Here is a 14,934-nt window from a genome sequence, read left to right on the forward strand (position 1 = left end):
GGTGAGTGCGAGCCGATCTTCCACCGGCCCCGAGCTGATGCTGCCGGGGCTTCGCGAGGTGTACGCGGCCTTCGTCCGGGAGGCTGACGCGTTGCCGGCGCTGCCGGGCCCGCTGCAGGCGGAGGTGTGGGCGTCCGCGCAGCTCGGCGCGTTGGAGGCCGCGGCCCCGCACGCGCAGGCCCGGCGGGCCGCGCTCGGTGACCTGATCGGCTGCCTGCGGGCGGCGGCGACCCCGGGGGCGCGGGCGTTCCTGCGGGCGATCGCCGCGATCGGCCCGGTGGAGGGACGCCGGGCCGCGGGCCGCGCGGCGGACGGGCTGGGCGGCACCCCGCCGGCGCCCTGGGAGGGATCGCTCGGGCGGGTCGTCCCCGGCGCGGTGTGGCTGATCCAGGAGGGGCCGCTGGACGGCGACCGCCTGGTCTGCGAGTTCCGCTACGAGGGTGCCGGCATCGCCGGGATGCACGCCCTCGCCGTCCGGCTGGCCCATGCGGACGCCCCCGCCGAGATCGTGATCGTCGGGGACGTCCCGGCGCTGATGGGGGCGGCGCGGCAGGCGATGCGGGCCGAGCTGTGCGTGGTCCAGCCCTGCGACGCCGCCGCCGCGGGCGCGAGGCTCCGCACCGCCTTCGCCAATGCGGTTCCGGCGGGACGCGGGGGGTCCTCCCCCCGCACGGGAACCGGCGCGGAGCCTCTGCCCGAGGCGTGTTATCCGGCGCTGGCGCTGGCCCGCCACCGCGCCGCGCTCCTGCCCTAGCGGCCGAGGGCGCGGTAGCGGCGGACCGACAGCGGGGCGAACACCGCCGCGATGACCAGCGGCCACACGACCGCCATCAGCACGCTGTGCTGCGCCGCCCACGAGCCGCCGGCCACCGGGTCGCCGAACAGTTCGCGGCACGCCGTCACCGTCGCCGACATCGGGTTCCACTCGGCGACCGCGCCCAGCCAGCCGGGCATGGTGCTCGGCGCGACCAGCGCGCTGGACATGAACCCGACCGGCCACACCAGGATCTGCACGGCCACGACCGACTCCGGCCCCCTGGCGACCAGGCCCAGGTAGACGCCCATCCAGATGAGCGAGAACCGCAGGAGCAGCAGGAGCCCGAACCCGGCGAGCGCCTTCGCGGCGCCGTCGTGGACGCGCCAGCCGATCAGCACGCCGCAGCCCGCCATCACGGCCAGCCCGGCGACCGAGTAGACCATGTCGGCGGCGGCCCGTCCGGTCACCACGGCCGAGGGGGACATCGGCATCGTGCGGAACCGGTCGGTCACGCCCTTCGCCGCGTCGCCCGCGACGCGCACGAACGTCTCCTCCATGCCGAACGCCATCGTCAGCGCGAACATGCCGGGCACGATGAACGCCCGGTAGCTGCCGCCGCCGGGCACGTCCATCTGGCCGCCGAACAGGTAGCCCATCATCAGCACGACCATCACCGGGAACAGCAGTCCCATGGCGATCTGGCCGGGCTGGCGCGCCCAGTGCGCGAGGGCGCGGCCGGTCAGCGTCCACCCGTCCGCGACGGCCCACCGCAGCGTCTGGAGGCTTCCCGCCGCCTGCGGGGAGGCGGCCGCCCCCCGGTTCGCTCCGCTCATGAAGACACCTCCTCCTTGTCGGTGAGGTGCAGGAACACCTCGTCCAGCGTGGGGCGGCGCAGGCCGATGTCGGCGACCTTGACGCCCGCGTCGTCCAGGGCCCGGACGGCCTCGGTCAGCGCGGCGGCCCGTCCGGACACCGGCGCCCCGATCCGCAGGGCCTCGGCGTCCACGTCGACCCCGCCGGACGCGACCCGGCCGACGATCTCGGCGGCGGCGGTGAGGGAGCCGGGATCGTCCAGGGCGACCTCGATGCGGTCCCCGCCGAGGCGCTTCTTCAGCTGGTCGGGGGTGCCCTCGGCGATGACGCGGCCGCGGTCGATCACCGAGATGCCGGCCGCGAGCCGGTCGGCCTCCTCCAGATACTGGGTGGTCAGCAGGACGGTCGTGCCGCCGTCCACCAGCGCGCGGATCGCGTCCCAGACCTCGTTGCGGGCGCGCGGGTCGAGGCCGGTGGTCGGCTCGTCCAGGAACAGCACCGGCGGCGCGAGGATCATGGACGCGGCCAGGTCGAGGCGCCGCCGCATGCCGCCGGAGTACTCCCCCACCGCCTTGCCGGCGGCGTCGGCCAGCCGGAAGCGCTCCAGCAGCTCGTCCGCCCGCCGCCGCGCCCGCGCGGCGCCGAGGTGGTAGAGGCGGCCGAACATGACGAGGTTCTGCCGGCCGCCGAGGATCTCGTCGACCGCCGCGTGCTGCCCGACGAGCCCGATCCTGCCGCGCACCGCGCGCGCCTCGCGCACGACGTCGTGCCCGGCGACCCGCGCGGTCCCGCCGTCCGGCCTGGCCAGCGTCGTCAGGATGCGGACGGCGGTGGTCTTGCCGGCGCCGTTCGGGCCGAGCAGCCCGTGCACGGTGCCGGCGGGCACGCGCAGGTCCAGCCCGGCGAGCGCCTCGGTGTCGCCGTACCTCTTGCGCAGCCCCTCGGCGACGACCGCGAACCGTGGTTCCGCCACACGCCCTCCCAAACTATGTACACAGTACGGATTTACCATCGCGACCAATATAACGTACGGCGTACAGAGTTTCATCCTGGGAGGATCGGACGGTGACCGAGTACAGCGGGAGCGGGGACCCCAAACGCAGCCTGGAGCTGCTGTGGGGGGTGCGGGAGAAGCCGAAGCGCGGGCCGAAGCCGCGGCTGACCGCCGAGGAGATCGTCCGGGCCGCGATCGGGCTGGCCGACGCCGAGGGCCTGGACGCGGTGTCCATGCGCCGCATCGCCGACGAACTGAGCGTCTCCCCCATGTCGATCTACACCTACGTCCCCGGCAAGGCCGAACTGATCGACGTCATGGTCGACCGCGCGTTCGGCGAGCTCACCCCGCCCGAGGGCGAGACATGGCGGGCCCGGCTGGAGCACATCGCACGCGGCGGCTGGGCGCTGTTCCACCGGCATCCGTGGATGCTGCAGATCACGACGGTGCGCCCGCCGATGGGCCCGAACCTGCTCGCCAAGTACGAGTACGAACTGCGCGCCGTGGACGGTCTCGGTCTCACCGACCTGGAGATGGACTCGGTCGTCGCGCTCGTCACCGGCTTCGCCGAGAGCGCCGCCCGCGTCTCGGTCAACGCCGCCGAGGCCGAGCGCCGCAGCGGTATGAGCGACGAGCAGTGGTGGGAGTCGGTCGCGCCCGTGCTGGACACGCTCGTCGACGAGGCCGACTACCCGCTCGGGACCCGGGTCGGGACCGCCGCCGGGCAGGAGTACAACGCGGCCGTCGCGCCCCGGCGGGCGTTCGAGTTCGGGCTCGCCCGGGTGCTGGACGGCATCGAGGTCCTGGTCAGCTCCCGCTAGCGCGCCTGGTCCGTCTCGTCGGGACGGCGCTCGCGGGGTCCTGCGGCCAGGGGTGTTTCGGGTAGCGTCCGCGCAGCTCGGCCCGGACCGCCCGGTAGCCGTCGCGCCAGAACGAGGCCAGGTCGGCGGTGACGGCGGCGGGTCGTCCCGCCGGGGACAGCAGGTGCACCACCAGCGGGACCCGGCCGCCCGCGAGCGCGGGCGCGGCGTCCCAGCCGAACAGCTCCTGCAGCTTCACCGCGAGGACGGGCCGCTCACCCGAGTAGTCCACCCGGATCCGCGACCCGGAGGGGACCTCGACGCGTTCGGGCGCGTACTCGTCCAGCCGCCTGGCCTGGTCCCAGGGCAGGAGGCCGCGCAGCATCCCCGCGACGTCGACGCGCGCGAGGTCGGCCCGGCGCCGCGCCCCCGCCAGCCACCCGGGAACCCGCTCCAGCAGTGCCGCGTCGTCGACGGCGGGCCACGGCCCGCCCAGTTCACGGTGCAGGAATCCCAGCCGTTCCCGCAGCGCGACGGCGGCCGGCGGCCAGGTGAACAGCCCGAGCCCCTCAAGGCGGACGCCCTCCAGCAGGGCGGCCCGGACCAGTTCCGGGTCGGGATCGCGCAGCGGCCGGGCGTCCAGCTCGATCGCGCCGAGCCGCTCGACACGGCGGGCGGCCACGTCCCCGTCCCGCCAGGCGACCTCCTCGGCCGTCTCCAGCAGCGGCGCCGCCGCGGACCGCGCCACCTCCTCGTCGATCACCACGGCCCGCCGCACCCGCGCCGACGCCGACCCGGCCGGGCGGTCGGCCTCGGCGATCACGAGCCATTCGGGCCGCGCCCCGGCCAGCGCCGACCCCTCCGCGAGCACGGCCCCCGTCCCGGACGCCATCAGATACCCGCTCCCCCGCCGCGCCCGCGCCACCCGCTCCGGAAACGCCAGCGCCACCACGGTCCCCGCCACGTGATCGTCCGTCCGGCCACCTGGGGCCTCGGCCGGGGGGAGGCCGGCCGGGGAGAGGGCGGCGCGGAGCCGGGCCGCCTCGTCGTGCCAGCGGGCCGCGTGCGCGTCGGCGGGCCGGTTCCGGCGGCGAAGGGTGCGCCAGACGGCGGTCAGGTCGTCGCCGGCGGAGCGGGGCGGGGGCTCCGACAGCAGGGCGACGATCTGGGCCGCGTCGCGCGCGCCGACCTCGGCGGCACCGTCGACCAGCGCGCGGGCGAGCCGGGGGTGCAGGCCGACGCGGGCCAGGCGCCGGCCGCGGCCGGTCACCCGGCCGTCCTCGACGGCGCCGAGGGCGCGCAGGGTGGTGCGGGCGGCGTCCATCGCGGCGGGCGGCGGCGGGTCGGGCAGGGCCAGGCCGGTGGCGTCGGGGTCGCCCCAGCAGGCCGCCTGGAGGGCGAAGCCGGTGAGATCGGCCAGTTCGATCTCCGGGCGCGGGCGGGCCGGGAGCCGGTCGTGCTCGGCCCGCGTCCAGCAGCGGTAGACGGTGCCGGGGGCCTCGCGCCCGGCGCGTCCCGCCCGCTGCCCGGCGGTGGCGCGGGACGCGCGGACGGTGGTGAGCGACCCGAGCCCGCGGGCGTGGTCGGTGCGGGGCTCACGGGCGAGGCCGCAGTCCACGACCGCCCGGACGCCCGGGACGGTGAGGCTCGACTCGGCGACCGAGGTGGCCAGCACGACCCGGCGGCGGGACGCGGGCGCGAGCACCGCGTCCTGCACGGCGCGGGGCGCCTGGCCGTGGACCTGCAGGACGTCGGCGGACACGTCGCCGAGCATCCCGGCGACGCGGGCGATCTCCCCGGCGCCGGGCAGGAAGCACAGCACGTCGCCGTCGCGTTCGGCCACGGCACGGCGGACGGTGGCGGCGACATGCGCGAGGAACGCCGGGTCGACGCGCATGCCGTGCGGCGGCGGGACGGGACGGGCCGGCGGCGCCCAGATCGTCTCGACCGGGTGCAGCGCGGCCTCGGTCTCCACGACGGGCGCGCCGCCGAGCAGGCGCGCCCACGGGCCGGTGTCGGCGGTGGCGGACGCGGCGACCAGCCGCAGGTCGGGGCGGAGCGTGCCGCGGACGTCCAGCAGGAACGCCAGGGCGGTGTCGGCGTCCAGGTGCCGTTCGTGGCATTCGTCCAGGATCACCGTGCCGACGCCGGCGAGTTCGGGGTCGGCTTGCAGGCGCTGCAGGACGACGCCCGTGGTGACGACGTCCACCCGGTCGCCGGGCCGGCTCTCCCCGCGGACGGTGACGCCGACCCGCCCGCCGACGCGTTCGCCGAGGAGCCAGGCCATCCGGCGGGCGGCGGCGCGGGCGGCGAGCCGGCGGGGCTCCAGGACGAGAACCTTCCCGGCGGCGGGCGGGCCGCCGAGGGCGAGGCCGGCGAGGGCGAGCGGGACGAGAGTGGTCTTGCCGGTGCCCGGCGGCGCCGCCAGCACCGCCGCGCCGCCGTCGTCCAGGGCCGCGCGCAGTCCGGGGACGGCCTGGCGGACGGGCAGGTTCTCGGCGGCGCTGAGGTGCATCGTCCCAGTCTGCCGCGCCTTCCCGGCACCCTGAAATCAATGGCGATGAAAAAGGCTCTGTTTGTTGCGGTGATACTTGCACCGCGCCTTTCATCCATTCATCTTCGTGACGTTACGAATTCTTCCCGTCACCATCCCGCTCCAATCATCGCAAAAGGGCAGGTGAGCAATGACCGACGACCGGGAAGTGACTTCGGAGTTTGATTTAAGTCACCCTGCGAACTGTAGCGGCAATGCCGACCAGGTCCTCATAATGAGGGCGTCATCGCAGGTGCTGGGAGGAACGTCATGTTCGGCAGCTCCATCTACCTCAGAGACAGGCCCGCGTTCACCGGCGGTTCGCCGCAGGCGGTCTACGAGGAGCTCTGGCAGCGCGGCCGAAAAGGGAGATTGCGGACCCGCGTATTTCTGGCGGCGGCGACGCTCATACTGTGCGGGCTGCTCGTCAACGCTGTTTTCGGAATCATCATGGCCGTTTTGGTGGCGGCTGCTGACGTGTTCGTCCATTGGCGCGTTTACCGCTCGTCGCGGGTGTGGCGGCTCGGGTTGCGCGGCGAGGAGCGCATGAACCGGCTGCTGCGCCACACGCTGGAGCGGCGCGGGCACCGGGTGCTGCACGCACGGACGGTCCCCGAACACGGCTCCGCCGACGAACTGGTGATCGGGCCGGGCGGGGTGTGGCTCGTCCACAACGAGGCGTGGCACCCGGACATGGAGATCTCCCAGCACGGCGGCAAGCTGTTCATCGACGGCCGCACCCAGTCCAAGCTGGTGGGCGCGCTGACCGCCCGCACCGCGGCCGCCGCCGCCGCGATCTCGGCGGTCGCGGAGGTGCCGGTGCAGGTGACGCCCGTGCTGGCCGTGCACGGCGGCCGGCTCGCCCGCCCCCCGTTCACCGCGGACGGCATCGTGTTCGCGCCGCCGCTGAAGCTGATCCGCTGGATGCTGCGCAACCCGGCCACCGACCTGTCGGCCGACGAGGTGGAGGCGATCACGCGCGCCGCCGTGCACGCCCTCCCGATCGGCGGCCGCTCCCTGTCGGCAGCGGCCTAGGCGACGGCATGATCATCAGACACCTGTGGCCGGAGGGCTCACGCACCGCCGCCCACAGGGCGCCCACCGCCCGCGGGGGTCCCGCCGACCCGGCGGGCGGTGCGGCGCAACCAGAGCAGCCCCGCGACCGGCAGCACCAGGGGAACGAACCCGTAGCCGCGCCCGTACATGGACCAGACGGTCTCGTCGGGGAACGCGGCGGCGTCGGCGACGCTGAGCGTGCCCACGATCAGCACCCCGGCCAGCTCGGTCGAGCAGGCGGCAACGGCGACCCGCAGCGAGGTCCGGCCGCCGCGGGCCAGCGCGACCGTCGCCAGGACGTAGACGGCCGCGGCGAACGCCGACAGGGCGTAGGCGAGCGGCGCCTCGGAGAACTGGACGGCGATCTGCACACCCGCCCGCGCACTGGCCGCGAGCGCGAAGATCGCATAGACGGCGACCAGCAGCCGTCCCGGCCCGGCCGCGGTACCGGGACGGGTCCCGCCGCCCGTGCGGACGGCGGCGCCGGCGCGGGCGCCGCCGTCCGCGCGGGTCTCGGACCGGACGTGCTCAGGCTCAGACACCGGTGCCACTCCACAGCTGGTTCATCCGGACGATCATGACGGCGACGGCCACCCCGGCGACGACCAGCACCGCCGACCCCCAGCGCGACCGCTCCAGCAGCCCCCACCCGGCACCCGCGACCGGGATGAGCAGCGAGCCCAGCAGATAGCCGACGAAGGTGGCCGGGCCGTCCGGCCCCTCGCCGCCGGACAGCTTGACGAACCCGACGACGGCCTGCGCGATCAGCAGCACCTCCAGGGCGCCGAGGGCGGCGAGGTGCCCGGCGTCCATGGCCCGGTTGCGCAGCGCCGCCACCAGCGCATAGGCGGCGACCAGCAGCGCCACCACGATGATCGGGGTCGCCAGGGCATTCGTCACGGCCCCGAGAGTACTACCGGGTGTAGCGGACGGCCGCATCACCCGAGGCTCCCCGCCGCGCGGGCATGGCAGCATGGCGGGCGTGAGATCGCTGCAGTGGCTGAACCTGACCCGGCACGGTGAGAGCACCGGCAACCTCGCCCACCAGGCGGTGCAGGGCACCGACGCGGAGGAGGCCGGCATCCCCGAGCGGGACGCCGACGTCCCGCTGACCGGCACCGGCCGCGCCCAGGCGGCGACGCTCGGCCGCCGGCTCGCCACGCTGCCGAAGGAGGAGCGGCCGACGCTGGTGATCGCCTCCCCGTACCTGCGCGCCGTCGACACCGCGAAGATCGCGCTCGCCGAGACCTCCTACGCCGCCCCGCAGGATCCGGGCGGCCTGCGGCTGCGGGTGGACGAGCGGCTCCGCGACCGGGAGCTGGGCATCCTGCAGGGCCTCACCCCGCTCGGCATCCGGCGCCGGTTCCCCGACGAGGCGGCCCGGCTGCGGCAGCTCGGCAAGTTCTACTACCGTCCGCCCGGCGGCGAGTCCTGGGCCGACCTGGCGCTGCGGCTGCGCAGCTTCTACCGCGACCTGGAGGCCGACGCCCCCGGCGGCCGCGTCCTCCTCGTCACCCACGACGCGATCATCGTCATGACCCGCTACCTGGTGGAGGACCTGACCGAGCGGGACATCATGGAGATCGAGAAGGTGCCGGTCGCCAACGCCTCGCTCACCCGGTGGCGCGACGACGGCTCCGGTCTCCAGGCCGTCTGCTACAACGACTGCTCCCACCTCACCGACGCCGGCGCGCCCCTGCGCTAGGGGTGCTGCCGGGTCTCGGCGCCGAGAAGGCGGTCGCTGCGCGAGGCGACGGCGGCGCGGCGCGGGTCGCCCGCGGGCAGGACGGTGCGCAGCCGTTCCAGAACCTCCAGGTCGGCGTGGCCCGGCTCGGTCTGGACATAGGCCCACAGCGTGTCGGCGCCGCCCCGCTCCAGCGCCTGCCGCCGGACCCGCACCGCCAGCTCGTCGCGTTCCGCGCGGATCGCGGGCGCGTCGGAGCGGGGCAGCAGTTCGCCCCCGTACAGCCGCACGGCACCGGCGACGTCGCCCTCGTCCAGCAGCCGCCGGACGGTGCGGAAGTCGGCCTCGACCGCGCAGTCCAGCCGGTAGGGGCGGGCGCGGACGAGGCCGCCGAACCGGCGGCGCAGCCGGTGGATCTCGGGACGGACGGTCGCGGGGCTGCCCACGTCGCCGTACAGGTGGAACGAGAGCCGGTCGCCGCTCAGCCCGCGCGGGTGCAGGGCGAGCAGCGCGAGGATCTCGGCGTGCCGCAGCGTCAGGTCGAAGCGGCGGCCGTCCAGCAGGGCGTGCGGCTGCCCGTCGCCCAGGAACGACAGCGTCAGCAGCGGCCCGTCGCCGCCGGACTTCGCCACCGCCCGCGGACGCGGGACGCCCGCGCCCGCCCGCCGGCCGCGCAGCCGCAGCAGGAACGCCTCCCCGAGCGGCTCGGCGACGGCGGTGCGGCCGTCCGGCAGCGTGACCGTCCCGCCCGGCTCGGGGGCGGCCACCCGCAGGCCGCGCCACTCGGCCGCGCCCGCCGCGAGGACCCGCCCGGTGGCGGTGACGAGCAGTCCGGCCCCCTCCAGCCCGCGCAGATGGGGAAGCAGGCGCTCGCGCAGCCGCTCGTCCCGCGCGAGCATCGCGTTCTCCAGCCGCGACTCGGCCAGCCGCGCGGCGGCGGTCACGAGCGCGACCGCCGCGGGATGCAGCGCCCGCGCCGTCGCGCTGACGTCGATGCAGCCGATCACCCGCGCCGAGTCGGGGTCGACGATCGGCGCGCCGGCGCACGACCAGCGGTGCAGGACGTGCGCGACGTGCTCGGCGGCGTAGACGTACTCGGGCCGCCCGGCGGCGAGCGCGGTGCCGATCCCGTTGGTGCCGACGGCGTCCTCCGACCAGCGGAACCCCTCCGTCAGCCCGACCGCGTCGGCGGCACGGCGGACCGCCGGCGGGCCCTGCGTCCACAGCACGTGCCCGTCCGCGTCGCTGATCACCATCAGGTGCTCGGTCTCGTCGACGACGCCCCGCAGCAGCGCCTCCAGCATCGGCAGGTGCGGTTCGAGCGGATGTGCGCCGCGGGCGTCGGCGATGACGTCGCGGTCGAACACCAGCGGAGCCGCCTGGACGGAGGCGTCCACACCCGCCGCCCGGGAGCGCCGCCAGGACGCGGAGATGGGCGGGCGGGCGGTCACCCGATCGTGCATCGACCCTCAGTCCTTCCCCCGCGAGAACCTCGGCTCGTCTGAGAATCGGGCCGGCCGCGGGTTCGGCGCAACCGATTCCACGAATCCCGCACGGCCGGATCCCGACACACTTTGTACAGATTTGACCGCAACCTGCATGCAACCCGCGGGCGCCTACCGTGCCCGGAGGCCGGGAGGGGCGCTCCAGGCCCGTGGGGAGGACCTGGGCCGGCCGCCCGGGAACCCGCTCGTTCCCCGAAATAAACATCTGAGTTCATAAAAGCTTCACGGGCGGGTCGCCTAGAGTTTAAGAACAATCCTTCGACCGGCCCCAGGAGGGAGCGCCATGACCGTGATCCCGGGTCTCGTCCGCCGCGTCGCCGCCGAGGCGGAGCGCCATCTGCGGGAGGGCGTCGTCCTTCTCGTCAGAGTAGGGCGAGATCTGGAACGGTCTGCCGAGCTCGGGCGGCTCCTGCCCGCCTACATCGAACGCGTGGCGCTCCTGGAGCAGGCCGTCCGCGACCAGGACGCCGAGCTGCACACGATCCGCACCGAGCTGGACTCCCTCGTCGTCCAGCTCAACGACCGGCTGCTGCCGCGCATCGACGAGCGGATGGACGACACCGAGCGTGACCTGGCCGCCGTCGCCACCAGCCTGATCCGCACCGGCCGCGACACCGCCGGCCACGGCACCCGGCTGGAGACCGCCGAGCGGCGCATCGGCGACCTGCGCACCAAGATCGCCCAGCTGGAGCAGCGGACCGGGCTCTGGCGCGACCTGCAGTCCACCGTCGCCCGGTTCGGCGACGACCTGGACGCCATGCGCGCCCGGATGGCGCTGCGCTCCGCCGAGCCCCCGCCGCCCGCCGAGACCGCGCCCGCCCCGGTGCAGAACATCACCGAACGCCCCGCCTGAGAACGCCCGCCCGGGAAGGGCGCGCCCGGCGTCCTGGAGAATGGGCGCATGACGCAGCCGACCGAGAACCGTCCCGCCGCGCGCGGATTCGCCAGTGACAACCAGGCGAGCGTCCACCCGGACGTCCTCGCGGCCCTTGCCGAGGTCAACGACGGGCACCAGCCCGCCTACGGCGAGGACGCCGTCACCGGCCGGCTCCGCGACGTCGTCCGGCGGCACTTCGGCGCGCGGGCCGAGGTGTTCCCGGTGTTCAACGGGACGGGCGCCAACGTCGTCTCGCTGCAGGCGATGTCGGAGCGGTGGAGTTCGGTCGTGTGCCCGGAGTCCGCGCACATCAACACCGACGAGTGCGGCGCCGCCGAGAAGATCGCCGGGCTGAAGCTGATCACCGTCCCGACGCCGGACGGCAAGCTGACGCCCGACCTGGTCGAGCGGTACGCGGTCGGGTTCGGCAACATCCAGCGGCGCCTGCCCGCCGTCGTGTCGATCACCCAGAGCACCGAGCTGGGCACCGTCTACACGGCGGAGGAGACCGCGGCCGTCGCGGCGGCGGCGCACGAACGCGGCCTGACCGTGCACATGGACGGCGCCCGCATCGCCAACGCCGCCGCGTCCCTCGGCGTCCCGCTGCGCGCCCTCACCACCGACGCGGGCGTGGACGTCCTGTCGTTCGGCGGCACCAAGAACGGGCTGCTGCTCGGCGAGGCGATCGTCGTGCTGAACCCGGACACGGTGCGCGGGATGGCGTACCTGCGCAAGTCGAGCATGCAACTGGCGTCCAAGATGCGGTACGTGTCGGCGCAGCTCGTCGCGCTGCTGGACGGCGACCTGTGGCTGCGCAACGCCTCCCACGCCAACGCGATGGCCCGCCGCCTGGAGGCCGCCGCCCGCGCCGTCCCCGGCGTGGCGATCACGCAGGCCGTGCAGGCGAACACGATCTTCGCGCTCATCCCGAAGGACGTGGCGGAGCGGCTGCGCAAGCGGTTCCCCTTCTACACCTGGGACGAGGCGACCGGCGAGGTCCGCTGGGTCTGCTCGTTCGACACCACCGGGGACGACGTGGACGCGTTCGCCGCCGCGCTCGCCGCCGAAATGGCCGGCTGACCGGTCATCCCGATCATCGGGATGCGGCCCGGCCCGCCGCCCGGCCCGCGCGTTATCGTGACGCCGAACAGGATTCGGTACAGGAGGCGAACCCGATGGCCAACCGCACCTTCGTCGTCGGCGTGGGCATGACCAAGTTCGAAAAGCCCGGCTCCCGCGACTGGGAGTACCCCGACATGGCCAAGGAGGCCGTCGGCAAGGCCCTGGAGGACGCGGGCGTCGGCTACGACACGATCGAGATGGCCTACGCCGGGTCGATGTACGGGTCGATGGGCCAGCGCGCCCTCTATGAGACCGGCATGACCGGCATCCCCGTCATGACCGTCATGAACGCGTGCGCGACCGGGTCCAGCGCGCTGTTCCTCGCCCGCCAGGCCGTCCGCGGCGGCCTCGCCGACTGCGCGCTCGCGCTCGGCATGGAGAAGATGAAGAAGGGTTCGCTTGGCGCCGGCATGGGCGAGTCCAAGGTCACCATCATCGACCACCACCTGCGCTCCATGGCCGCGGGCCGCGAATGGGAGCTGGACAAGGCCCCCATGCCGCAGATGTTCGGCAACGCCGGCCGCGAGCACATGGAGAAGTACGGCTCCACCCCCGACCACTACGCCTGGATCGGCTGGAAGAACCACAAGCACTCGGTCAACAACCCCTACGCGCAGTTCCAGACCGAGTACTCGCTCGACGACGTCAAGAACGCCACGATGATCTTCGACCCGCTGACCAAGCTGCAGTGCTCCCCCACCTCCGACGGCGCCGGGGCCGCGATCGTGGCCAGCGAGCGCTTCGTGGACGAGCACGACCTGTGGGACCAGGCCGTCGAGATCGCCGGCCACCACATCGCCACCGACACGCCGCAGAGCTTCGCGGACCACTCCTCCATCCAGGTCGTCGGGTTCGGCGTCTCCCAGCTCGCCGCCCGCAAGGCCATGGACGAGGCCCAGGTCTGCATCGAGGACGTCGACGTCATCGAACTCCACGACTGCTTCAGTGCCAACGAGCTCATCACCTACGAGGCCCTCGGCATGGCCGAGGTCGGCGAGGGCCACAAGCTCGTCGACGACGAGGCCACCACCTACGGCGGCACGTGGGTCGTCAACCCGTCCGGCGGCCTCATCTCCAAGGGCCACCCCCTCGGCGCCACCGGCCTCGCCCAGTGCGCCGAACTCACCTGGCAGCTCCGCGGCAAGGCCGGCGACCGCCAGGTCGAGGGCGCCCGCGTCGCCCTCCAGCACAACATCGGCCTGGGCAGCGCCTGCGCGGTCGCCGTCTACAAGCCCGCATCGGCCTAGATCGCGTTCCTCCTCGCGGCGCACCGCCCCTCTCCGGGCGGTGCGCCGCTTCACGCCGGCCGCACCCCTGCCGCAACGTGCGACAGAAGTTGACTCTTGTCTCAGGCTCGTTACGCCGAACATAAGTGTCCACTTGCCAGGAGGTGCGATGCCCGCCTCGTCCCCGCCGGTCGCCCCCGTCCGCCCCCGCGGCATCCGGGACCGGCACCGGCACCGGCACCGGCACCGGCACCGGCCGCGTGACGCTCACCCGGCCGCGACCATCCGGGGACGCAGATCCTCGCACGCGGCCAGGATCCGGTGGACATCACCGTCGGTCAGGCCCGCGTGGGCGGACAGGCGCACCAGCGTGCGCCTGTCCGCCGACGCCGCCGGCGGGAACAGGGCCGCGCTGAAGATGCCGCGGCCCGCCAGGGCGTCCCGCATCAGCGTCGCCTCCGCCTCCGAACCCGCCTCCAGCGCGATGATCGGCGCATCCGACTCGACGAGCCGGTAACCGAGCCCCGCCAGCCCGTCCCGCAGCCCGGACGTGACGGCGCGCAGCCGCGCACGCCGCCGGCCCTCCCGCCGGATGACCTCCAGCGCCGCGGCGAGACCCGCGATGTCGTGCGGCGGCAGCGCCGAGCCGCACCCGGCCGGGAGCACGGGGTGCGGGAAACGGCCCCCGAAGCCGGAACGGTCACAGGTGATCAGCCCGGCACGCCCCGGGAAGACCTTCGCCAGGCTCGCCGTGCGGAAGTCGACACGGCCGGTGAGACCGAGCGCGGCCACCAGGCCCTCGCCGCGCTCGCCGTACGTGCCGAGTGAGTGCGACTCGTCCACCACCAGCAGGCAGCCGTGCTCCTCGGCCACCTCCACCAGGCGGGCCAGCGGGCACACCGAGCCGTCGGTGCCGTAGACGGCGTCCACCGCGATCACGCCGGAGCCGCCCGCCTCGATCCGCCGCCGCAGGTGGTCGAGGTCGTTGTGGCGGAACCAGACCGGCTCCGCGCCCGCCTCCCGCGCCCCCGCCCACAGCGACCTGTGCGCGAGGACGTCCAGGTAGACGGGGACGTCCGGGCCGGCGACCAGCCGCAGCAGCCCGGCCCCGGCGGCCCGGCCGGAGGGGCACAGGACCCCGGTCCGCGCGCCCAGATGCCGCGCGAACCGCTCACCGACGACGGTCTGCGGGTGGTCGCCGGCCAGGCGGCCGGTCGCGGGCACCGCGGCGTCCGCCGCCCGCAGGCCCGCGAGCGCCGCCTCGGTGATCGCCGGATGCTCGGCAAGGGCGAGATAGTCGCTACAGGTCAGCACGATCGCCCGGCCACCGGGGGGATCGGCGGACGCGGCCCGGCGCCCGCCCCGTGTGTTGCGGAACACCCTGATGCGTTCCCCCAGCCGCTGGTGGGCGCTGGTCATGGTCGTCACCCTCCCCGATCAAATAATGGTCACGTCCTGTAGCGGCCTCAAATCATAGTGTGAATAGGATCTCAAGCGAGGACCAAAACCCGCGCGCCACGCGGGAAAGTTCGCCAGCGCGGAAGGGAACGTCCACGTCGCGACCGCC

General features: G+C 74.5%; 14 protein-coding genes. 7 read left to right on the plus strand and 7 right to left on the minus strand.

The window, feature by feature from the left end:
- Position 1: 1 nt before the first annotated feature.
- The gene (locus ACQP1N_RS21385) at positions 2–754 is read left to right on the plus strand and encodes a hypothetical protein (protein WP_433226202.1); all 753 of its coding nucleotides are present in this window, start codon (positions 2–4) and stop codon (positions 752–754) included.
- Here ACQP1N_RS21385 and ACQP1N_RS21390 read toward each other — a convergent pair.
- Together ACQP1N_RS21390 and ACQP1N_RS21395 are read right to left on the minus strand one after the other, a co-directional pair.
- Positions 751–1,590, minus strand: a complete 840-nt coding sequence (locus ACQP1N_RS21390; protein WP_433226204.1) for an ABC transporter permease — start codon at positions 1,588–1,590, stop codon at positions 751–753. The genes ACQP1N_RS21385 and ACQP1N_RS21390 overlap by 4 nt on opposite strands.
- The gene (locus ACQP1N_RS21395; RefSeq protein WP_242608979.1) at positions 1,587–2,543 is read right to left on the minus strand and encodes an ATP-binding cassette domain-containing protein; all 957 of its coding nucleotides are present in this window, start codon (positions 2,541–2,543) and stop codon (positions 1,587–1,589) included. Before ACQP1N_RS21395 ends, ACQP1N_RS21390 begins: the two co-directional genes overlap by 4 nt.
- A 92-nt stretch (positions 2,544–2,635) precedes the next feature.
- Here ACQP1N_RS21395 and ACQP1N_RS21400 point away from each other — a divergent pair, with 92 nt between their 5' ends.
- Positions 2,636–3,385: a TetR/AcrR family transcriptional regulator gene (locus tag ACQP1N_RS21400; RefSeq protein ID WP_433226207.1), complete on the plus strand. Its 750-nt coding sequence runs from the start codon at positions 2,636–2,638 to the stop codon at positions 3,383–3,385.
- On the opposite strand, the gene hrpB is transcribed toward ACQP1N_RS21400, so the two are convergent.
- Positions 3,372–5,879 carry an ATP-dependent helicase HrpB gene (hrpB, locus tag ACQP1N_RS21405; RefSeq protein WP_433226209.1) on the minus strand — a complete coding sequence of 836 codons (2,508 nt, stop codon included), beginning with the start codon at positions 5,877–5,879 and terminating at the stop codon, positions 3,372–3,374. The genes ACQP1N_RS21400 and hrpB overlap by 14 nt on opposite strands.
- A gap of 288 nt (positions 5,880–6,167) precedes the next feature.
- On the opposite strand from hrpB, the gene ACQP1N_RS21410 reads away from it, so the two are divergent.
- Positions 6,168–6,932, plus strand: coding sequence for a nuclease-related domain-containing protein (locus ACQP1N_RS21410; protein WP_131732944.1), 765 nt, complete (start codon positions 6,168–6,170; stop codon positions 6,930–6,932).
- A 38-nt stretch (positions 6,933–6,970) separates the two neighbouring features.
- Here the strand turns inward: ACQP1N_RS21410 and ACQP1N_RS21415 are convergent, their stop codons facing one another.
- Together ACQP1N_RS21415 and ACQP1N_RS21420 are read right to left on the minus strand one after the other, a co-directional pair.
- Positions 6,971–7,378, minus strand: a complete 408-nt coding sequence (locus ACQP1N_RS21415) for a hypothetical protein (RefSeq protein WP_067802811.1) — start codon at positions 7,376–7,378, stop codon at positions 6,971–6,973.
- Between the two features lie 109 nt (positions 7,379–7,487).
- Entirely contained in the window at positions 7,488–7,853 is a 366-nt protein-coding gene (locus ACQP1N_RS21420; RefSeq protein WP_067802775.1) for a hypothetical protein, read from the minus strand.
- A 73-nt stretch (positions 7,854–7,926) separates the two neighbouring features.
- On the opposite strand from ACQP1N_RS21420, the gene ACQP1N_RS21425 reads away from it, so the two are divergent.
- On the plus strand, positions 7,927–8,658 hold the full coding sequence (locus tag ACQP1N_RS21425; RefSeq protein WP_067802772.1) for a histidine phosphatase family protein: 732 nt from the start codon (positions 7,927–7,929) through the stop codon (positions 8,656–8,658).
- Here ACQP1N_RS21425 and ACQP1N_RS21430 read toward each other — a convergent pair.
- Positions 8,655–10,100 carry a GAF domain-containing protein gene (locus ACQP1N_RS21430; RefSeq protein ID WP_433226212.1) on the minus strand — a complete coding sequence of 482 codons (1,446 nt, stop codon included), beginning with the start codon at positions 10,098–10,100 and terminating at the stop codon, positions 8,655–8,657. The genes ACQP1N_RS21425 and ACQP1N_RS21430 overlap by 4 nt on opposite strands.
- Positions 10,101–10,425: 325 nt before the next feature.
- On the opposite strand from ACQP1N_RS21430, the gene ACQP1N_RS21435 reads away from it, so the two are divergent.
- From ACQP1N_RS21435 to ACQP1N_RS21445, 3 genes are all read left to right on the plus strand, one after another.
- Entirely contained in the window at positions 10,426–10,995 is a 570-nt protein-coding gene (locus ACQP1N_RS21435; RefSeq protein WP_067802767.1) for a hypothetical protein, read from the plus strand.
- A 48-nt stretch (positions 10,996–11,043) separates the two neighbouring features.
- Positions 11,044–12,099 (plus strand): threonine aldolase family protein, encoded by a 1,056-nt coding sequence (locus ACQP1N_RS21440; protein WP_067802764.1) that lies wholly within the window; start codon positions 11,044–11,046, stop codon positions 12,097–12,099.
- Positions 12,100–12,194: 95 nt separating this feature from the next.
- The gene (locus ACQP1N_RS21445; RefSeq protein WP_067802761.1) at positions 12,195–13,388 is read left to right on the plus strand and encodes a thiolase C-terminal domain-containing protein; all 1,194 of its coding nucleotides are present in this window, start codon (positions 12,195–12,197) and stop codon (positions 13,386–13,388) included.
- A 246-nt stretch (positions 13,389–13,634) separates the two neighbouring features.
- On the opposite strand, the gene ACQP1N_RS21450 is transcribed toward ACQP1N_RS21445, so the two are convergent.
- Positions 13,635–14,786, minus strand: a complete 1,152-nt coding sequence (locus ACQP1N_RS21450; RefSeq protein ID WP_433226215.1) for an aminotransferase class I/II-fold pyridoxal phosphate-dependent enzyme — start codon at positions 14,784–14,786, stop codon at positions 13,635–13,637.
- Positions 14,787–14,934: the final 148 nt, after the last annotated feature.

Source organism: Actinomadura formosensis, from assembly GCF_050948385.1.
Lineage (GTDB): Bacteria > Actinomycetota > Actinomycetes > Streptosporangiales > Streptosporangiaceae > Spirillospora > Spirillospora formosensis.